The following is a 6,710-nucleotide window of genomic DNA, read 5'->3' as shown; positions in this document are numbered from 1 at the left end:
TCTTATACCCAAAAGCCGATGGCAGAACACGGCTATCTCTGCCTGGGACTGGCGGGAGTCGGTCTGCTGCTGTGCGTGGCAGGGATGGCATTCAGTGTCCGCAGCCAGGGCAATACGCCGGTCGGCGCGCTGTCGATGTGCTTTTCGAGCATATTATTTTCCGTGGCGTCGCTGATGTACGGATGGAAATCTTTTAAAGAAGAAGAAAAAAATTATATATTCGCGAAAATTGGTACGATTTTGTCGGGGCTTCTGGTCATCTGGTGGATTGTGACGATTTTGATTGGCATCCGGGGCTAAGAATGAATGGTTTTTATGCGTGGCTTGCCTGGAATGCCGGACCAATGGAACGCCGGTAAGAGCCTTTGCGGCGGGCGTGGTTTGAAAGTGAAATTTGGCGATGGCAGAAGGAGGGAAATATCTGAACATGAAATATTGGGAACTTTTGAAAGAAGAAAATGAGGCGGTTGCGGAGCGCCATGAGCTCGCGATGGAGCGCATCGGCCATATGAAAGAAGAAGCGACGGTTGGCGAGCCATACCGGGCATTTTTTGAGCGCACCGTCCAGTTTATCGAGCTGATAGAAGAAACCTTCCAGAAACAGATGGATGGGACGCTGGCGGCGATGAGCCAGAAAGAGGCAACAGAATTTAACCGGACGCTTTATGCGGATATACTTCCAGGGGCGTATGGGAAGAGCTTTGCGAACCCGGACTATGCGGCAAAAGAGCTGGGAGAGAACTATGGTCCGTGGCTGTCATTTCTCTATACGGAGATCCGCAGCGCGATCGTTTACGCCTATGAGAGCCGTCTGGTGGATGTGACGGTGTTGGAGGAACTGTTTATTGAGGTTTACAACCTGTTTGAGGGCGGTACTCCGGAGGTGACGGAGCTTCGCGAGCCGCTCTACTATTTTGTCAGTGATTATTGCGACAGGATGCTTCCGTGGCGGGTGCGTGAGACGCTGGATCCGTCGCTGGATTTTGGAAAATCGATCATCATGGACAGTGATTTAAATGATCTGCGTTATCTGTACCGGTTTGGCGAATATATCTCGGAGACAGAGCTTGCGACGGCACGTTTTATGAATGAGCTGCCGGAGGAGACGGTACGCCGGATGGCAGATACCTACACAGAAGGCTACCGCAAGGGATTTGCGGCGACCGGACGCAGCTATGAGGGCAAGAAAACGGTGCAGATCCGTTACCACATCGGATTTGAGCGCATGATCCGGATGGCAGTGGAAAATTTCCGCGAACTCGGTCTGGAGCCGATCATTGCCCGCGCCTCCATCGGCACGGTGAACCGGATGGCGGCGCGCACGAACGGTTACTATGGCACACCGGCGAACCGCCAGTACGAGTATGATCACCGCTACGACAATGCGGTTTACCTGGACAAGGCCTTTCGTGAGCGGAAACTGTCTATTTTGAAGGTGGCATATGAGACATACAAGGATCTGGCGTCGGTATATGCCGGTCCGGCAGTTGTGGAAACCTTCGGCGAGGCCGGATTTGAGCCGGTCAATGCAGCAGCAGCCTTTTCTTTAAGTGAAAAACAGGAGAAACTGCTGTTATCCTACAGCAATGAGGCGATGCAGATTGTGGACGCGTATATTCCGGGAACGGAGACGAGCTTCACAATCATTGCATTCCCGCTTCCGGAGATCGGAGCGGAGTTTGAGGCGATTTTTAAGGAGACGATCCGCATCAATACGCTGGACTATGAGCTGTACCGCGACATCCAGCAGATCATGATCAACGAACTGGATCAGGCATCGCAAGTCCACATCAGCGGACGCGGCGGCAACCGTACCGATCTGACCGTACAGCTTCACACGCTTGCTGGGCCGACGAAACAGTCGAATTTCGAAAACTGTGTGGCGGATGTAAATATTCCGGTTGGAGAAGTCTTTACCTCCCCGCAGCTTGCTGGGACAAACGGGCTTCTGCATGTCGGCAGCGTCTATATTGGGGAATTTCAGTTCAAAGATCTGGAAATCCGGTTTGAAAATGGTATCGCTGTCTCCTATACCTGCAAAAACTTTGAGACGGAAGAGGAAAATAAGGCGTTAGTGAAACAGATGATCCTCAAAAACCATGAGACGCTGCCGATGGGCGAGTTTGCGATTGGTACCAACACAACTGCGTATGAGGTAGCGCTGCGCTACGGCATTCTCGACAAATTCCCGATTCTGATTGCCGAGAAGATGGGACCGCACTTTGCGGTAGGCGATACCTGCTACAGCTGGATGGAGGACTGCCCGGTCTTCAACCCGGATGGACGCGAGATGGTGGCGCGTGAGAATGAGATTTCAGCAAAACGCAAAGAAAACCCGCAGGAGGCATATTTTGGCTGCCATACAGACATTACAATCCCGTACTCCGAGCTGGATACGATCGAGGCGATTCATCCAGATGGAACGAGTGTAAAGATCATCGCGGGCGGACGGTTTGCGCTGCCGGGGACGGAGAAGCTGAATGAGCCGCTGGAAAAATAAAAAGAAAAAGTCATAGAAAACAGGTTTATTCTCATATAATCTCCTGAAAAGGGATTCCGGAGCAGCCGGATGGGAGATAGAATCAGAAAATGGATAGCCGTTCTGCTGGCAGGAAGTATACTGGCGATGATTCAGTTGGTTCCGGCCGGCGGGGCGGTTTTTGTTCGTGAAAACATAGAAAATAAAGAGATTCTGGGAGAGAAAGAGACTTCTCTACAACAGACCCTTCACGCCCGCGCCTGGGTTCTCATGGATGCGGACAGTGGGCGTATTCTGGCGGGGAAAGATGCGGATACCGCTTATCCGATGGCAAGCACGACGAAGATTCTGACCTGCATTCTCGCGCTGGAACAGGGAAATCCCGATGACTGGGTCGAGGTATCAGAGAAAGCGGCCTCCATGCCGGATGTCCAGCTCAATATGCGGGCGGGGGAGCGGTACCGCCTATCGGATCTACTCTATTCCCTGATGCTGGAATCCCACAACGACAGCGCTGTGGCGGTGGCGGAGCACATCGGGGGAAGTGTGGAAGGATTTGCGGAGAAAATGAACCGGAAAGCGCGGGAGATAGGATGTAAGAATGTTTGTTTCGTGACACCGAACGGTCTGGACGTTGCGGATGAGGATGGAAACGAACACAGCGCTTCTGCGGCGGATATGGCGCGGATCATGCGCTACTGCGCGTTCCAGTCGCCGTGCCGCGAAACATTTCTGGAAATTACCCGTACGGCATCACGGACGATTCAGGATGAGTCGGGAAACCGTTCATTTTACCTGGCAAACCACAACGCGCTTTTAAGCCAGTGCGCGGAGGTGCTGTCGGGCAAGACAGGATTTACCGGGAAAGCCGGGTACTGTTATGTGGCGGCGTTAAAAAAAGAGGGAAAAGCATTTACGGTGGCGCTTCTCGGCTGCGGGTGGCCGCCGCACAAGACGTACAAATGGGCGGATATGCGGAAACTCGATCAGTATGCATTTGATACATATAACTGGTATGATATATTTGACCGGGAGAAAACATTTCCGGAGGTGGAGGTGAGGCGGGGCATGAAAGGAACGACGGCGCTCACACTGAATCTGCCATCGGAAAAACAGATGTTTCTGATGCTTCTGCGCGCGGACGAGAAGCCAGACATCCGTTATGAGTACCCGACCGAGCTGGAAGCACCGGTTCATGAAGGACAGGAGGTCGGGCAGGCATCCTATTATATTAATGACGAGCAGGTGGCTGCTTATCCGATCTATGCGGCAGAAACAGTGGAGAAGATTGATTATGAGTGGTGTTTAAGACGATGCGTAACTTATTTTGAAAGAGAATTTCAGTCAATGTGGCAGACATGGGGAGTTTGAGTTGTTATTACTGGGCACGTATGCGTGAACAGCAACGACTTGTTCACAATACTTTTACAAAAATCTGCTTTATTTTGCTGGTTAATTTTGTTATAACTATAGATAGTGTGAATTACTGAGAATCAAGGATCCGGACACGGAAACGTGGAAAGAGAGGCACGGAGGATGAAACAGACATCACTGAGCAGAGAACAGGGGCTTGCGCTCCTTCGCAAGTATAATAAAGAACCATTTCATATTTTACATGGACTGACCGTGGAGGGCGTCATGGAGTGGTATGCTGAGCAGCTGGGATACGGGGACGAAAAAGCATTCTGGGGCATGGCAGGACTGCTGCATGACATTGATTTTGAACTTTATCCGGAAGAACACTGCGAGCGGGCACCGGAGCTTCTGCGCGACGGAGGCGCAGAGGAAGATTTAGTCCATGCGGTTGTCAGCCACGGCTATGGCATACGGGTGGATGTGGCTCCGGAACATGAGATGGAAAAGGTGTTGTTTGCAGCCGATGAGCTGACAGGGCTTATCTGGGCGGCGGCGAAGATGCGCCCGTCCAAGAGCACCAAGGACATGGAGCTTTCAAGTCTTAAGAAGAAATTTAAGGACAAGAAATTTGCGGCTGGATGTTCCAGAGATGTGATCCGCCGCGGGGCAGAGCAGCTTGGCTGGGAATTAGACAAATTGATGGAACAGACGATTCTCGCCATGCGTTCCTGTGAGGATCGGGTCAACAAAGAGATGGAGGAACTGGAGTTTTGAGAGAAAATAAACCAATGAAACTGTTGTCGGTAGCGATTCCGTGTTACAATTCGGCGGCATATATGCGTAACTGCATCGAATCCCTGCTGCCGGGCGGCGATGAGGTGGAGATCCTGATCGTGGATGACGGTTCCACAAAAGATAATACGGCGGAGATTGCCGATGAGTATGAGAGAAACTATCCGGGAATTTGCCGGGCGATTCATCAGGAAAACGGTGGTCACGGTGAGGCCGTCAATGCGGGACTGCGCAATGCGACGGGCGTCTATTATAAGGTCGTGGACAGCGATGACTGGGTCAACGAAGAGGCATATATGGAGGTTCTGGATACGCTGCGCAAATTTGTCCATGACAATGTGACGCTGGATATGCTGATTACCAACTTCGTTTATGAGAAACAGGGCGCAAAACACAAAAAGGTCATGAACTACAACATGGCGCTCCCAAAACGCCAGCTCATCGACTGGAACGGTGCAAGAGGCTTCCGCCTGGGACAGTATATCCTGATGCATTCGGTCATTTACCGTGTGGAAATGCTTCGGAACTGCGGCTTGGAACTGCCAAAGCATACGTTCTACGTGGATAATATTTTTGTATATCAGCCGCTTCCACACGTAAAATCCATGTACTACCTGGATGTGAATTTTTACCGCTATTTCATCGGACGCGACGATCAGTCAGTCAATGAAAAAGTCATGATCAGCCGTATTGATCAGCAGATACTCGTCACGAAGCTGATGCTGGGATATTACGATGTGACCAAGATCAAGAATCCAAAGCTGCGCCACTACATGGTCCGCTATCTGGAGATCATGATGACAGTTACTTCAATTCTGGCGATCCGCTCGGAGACAGAGGAGAATCTGAAGAAGAAAAAAGAACTGTGGCAGTATCTGAAACAGCAGAATTTCACGCTGTATATGCGCCTGCGCTGGGGCTTCCTCGGACAGGGCGTAAACCTGCCGGGAAAAGGCGGACGGAAGGTGTCGATCGCCTGCTATAAGATTTCGCAGAAGTTTTATGGGTTTAACTAGAAATTCATTATAAAAATTGAAATAATATGGATTAGAAAACGAAATCAAATCTATCATAAAAGTGAAATTAAAAGATCCGATCGTCTGGAAAGTCGAGTGTTTCCAGATGGTCGGATTTTCTGATTCTATGTCAATCATTAGATATGATTCGATAAGGGATTACCACGTGATGAATGTTAGAAACCTAGTTTTCGTAACGGCTGCGGCAGGGGGGATTTATCGCAGATAAAAAGCTGGCACCTGTCATACTTTGGCGCCAGCTTATGTTTACTTGTCTTGAGAAATCCTTTAGCGAATATATTCCGGTTCGTTCTCTGTCTCTTCCTGCGTGCTTCCCGCATATACTAACGGATAGATAGCTGCGCTTAAAAGAATCGCGCCTGCGACGTCCAGAACCGAGTGCTGCTTCAGCGAGACAGTTGCTATGCAGATAGCGACCATCAGGATACCGGAAAGAATCCGAATTACTTTGTGCTTTTTCAGAGATTCACTCTTCATGACCGCGATGTGGGTTCCGATGGAATTGTACACGTGGATGCTTGGAAATACATTCGTGTTCGTGTCAGCCTGGTGGAGCATATAGACAAGACGGGAACAGAGGTTCTTGTCCGGGTCTACGGCGGTCCGCAGGTCAGTTCCATTCGGGAACAGGGTGCAGATTAAGAGTGACAGCGTCATGCCGGTAAATAAAAATGCACATAACCGGTAATATTCTTCTTTGTTCTTGAAGAACAGGTATGCAATCGCAGCGGTCACATAGGCGAACCACAGTAAATATGGGATGACGAAGTATTCATTAAACGGAATCATATCATCCAGCGATGAGTGCATGATATGGTAATTGGAGGTCACGGTTTTTTCCAGATGCATAAACCACGGAAGATAGATAAATCCGTATCCCAGAATCCATATATGCCCGTATTTCTTCAGGAGTTCCTTCAGAAAATGTTTCATATCAATCAACCTCGATTTTCTTTTTATCATAAATAAATTAACATTATTTTAACATCTCTCCAAGTTCGTCTGATTATAGCACACTCACCCGCCAACTTCAAGGCTAAATAGGG

The 6,710-nt window shown here is 49.7% G+C and carries 6 protein-coding genes; 5 read left to right on the top strand and 1 reads right to left on the bottom strand.

Features of this window, described 5'->3' with window-relative positions:
- The 5 genes from DWZ45_RS06030 to DWZ45_RS06010 form a co-directional block, all read left to right on the top strand.
- Positions 1-300 (top strand): calcium:proton exchanger (locus DWZ45_RS06030; RefSeq protein ID WP_118468330.1); only part of this gene is annotated, 300 nt, incomplete at its 5' end.
- 127 nt (positions 301-427) lie between these two features.
- Positions 428-2,500, top strand: coding sequence for an aminopeptidase (locus DWZ45_RS06025; RefSeq protein ID WP_118468131.1), 2,073 nt, complete (start codon positions 428-430; stop codon positions 2,498-2,500).
- 69 nt (positions 2,501-2,569) lie between these two features.
- Entirely contained in the window at positions 2,570-3,850 is a 1,281-nt protein-coding gene (locus tag DWZ45_RS06020; protein WP_118468129.1) for a D-alanyl-D-alanine carboxypeptidase family protein, read from the top strand.
- A gap of 165 nt (positions 3,851-4,015) precedes the next feature.
- Entirely contained in the window at positions 4,016-4,609 is a 594-nt protein-coding gene (locus tag DWZ45_RS06015; protein WP_118468127.1) for a hydrolase, read from the top strand.
- 14 nt (positions 4,610-4,623) lie between these two features.
- The gene (locus DWZ45_RS06010; protein ID WP_107000480.1) at positions 4,624-5,643 is read left to right on the top strand and encodes a glycosyltransferase family 2 protein; all 1,020 of its coding nucleotides are present in this window, start codon (positions 4,624-4,626) and stop codon (positions 5,641-5,643) included.
- Positions 5,644-5,931: 288 nt separating this feature from the next.
- Here DWZ45_RS06010 and DWZ45_RS06005 read toward each other — a convergent pair whose 3' ends face one another.
- Positions 5,932-6,597 (bottom strand): phosphatase PAP2 family protein, encoded by a 666-nt coding sequence (locus DWZ45_RS06005; RefSeq protein ID WP_118468328.1) that lies wholly within the window; start codon positions 6,595-6,597, stop codon positions 5,932-5,934.
- Positions 6,598-6,710 lie beyond the last annotated feature (113 nt).

Origin of the sequence: Clostridium sp. AF32-7AC (genome assembly GCF_003477925.1) — a bacterium.
GTDB lineage: Bacteria > Bacillota > Clostridia > Lachnospirales > Lachnospiraceae > Otoolea > Otoolea fessa.
This window is presented reverse-complemented; position numbering and strand designations above follow the sequence as displayed.

Excerpts from the sequence above, each read along its gene's own strand:
- DWZ45_RS06025 (WP_118468131.1), top strand. The coding sequence starts at position 428 with ATGAAATATTGGGAACTTTTGAAAGAAGAAAATGAGGCGGTTGCGGAG.
- DWZ45_RS06020 (WP_118468129.1), top strand. The coding sequence starts at position 2,570 with ATGGGAGATAGAATCAGAAAATGGATAGCCGTTCTGCTGGCAGGAAGT.
- DWZ45_RS06015 (WP_118468127.1), top strand. The coding sequence starts at position 4,016 with ATGAAACAGACATCACTGAGCAGAGAACAGGGGCTTGCGCTCCTTCGC.
- DWZ45_RS06010 (WP_107000480.1), top strand. The coding sequence starts at position 4,624 with ATGAAACTGTTGTCGGTAGCGATTCCGTGTTACAATTCGGCGGCATAT.
- DWZ45_RS06005 (WP_118468328.1), bottom strand. The coding sequence starts at position 6,597 with ATGAAACATTTTCTGAAGGAACTCCTGAAGAAATACGGGCATATATGG.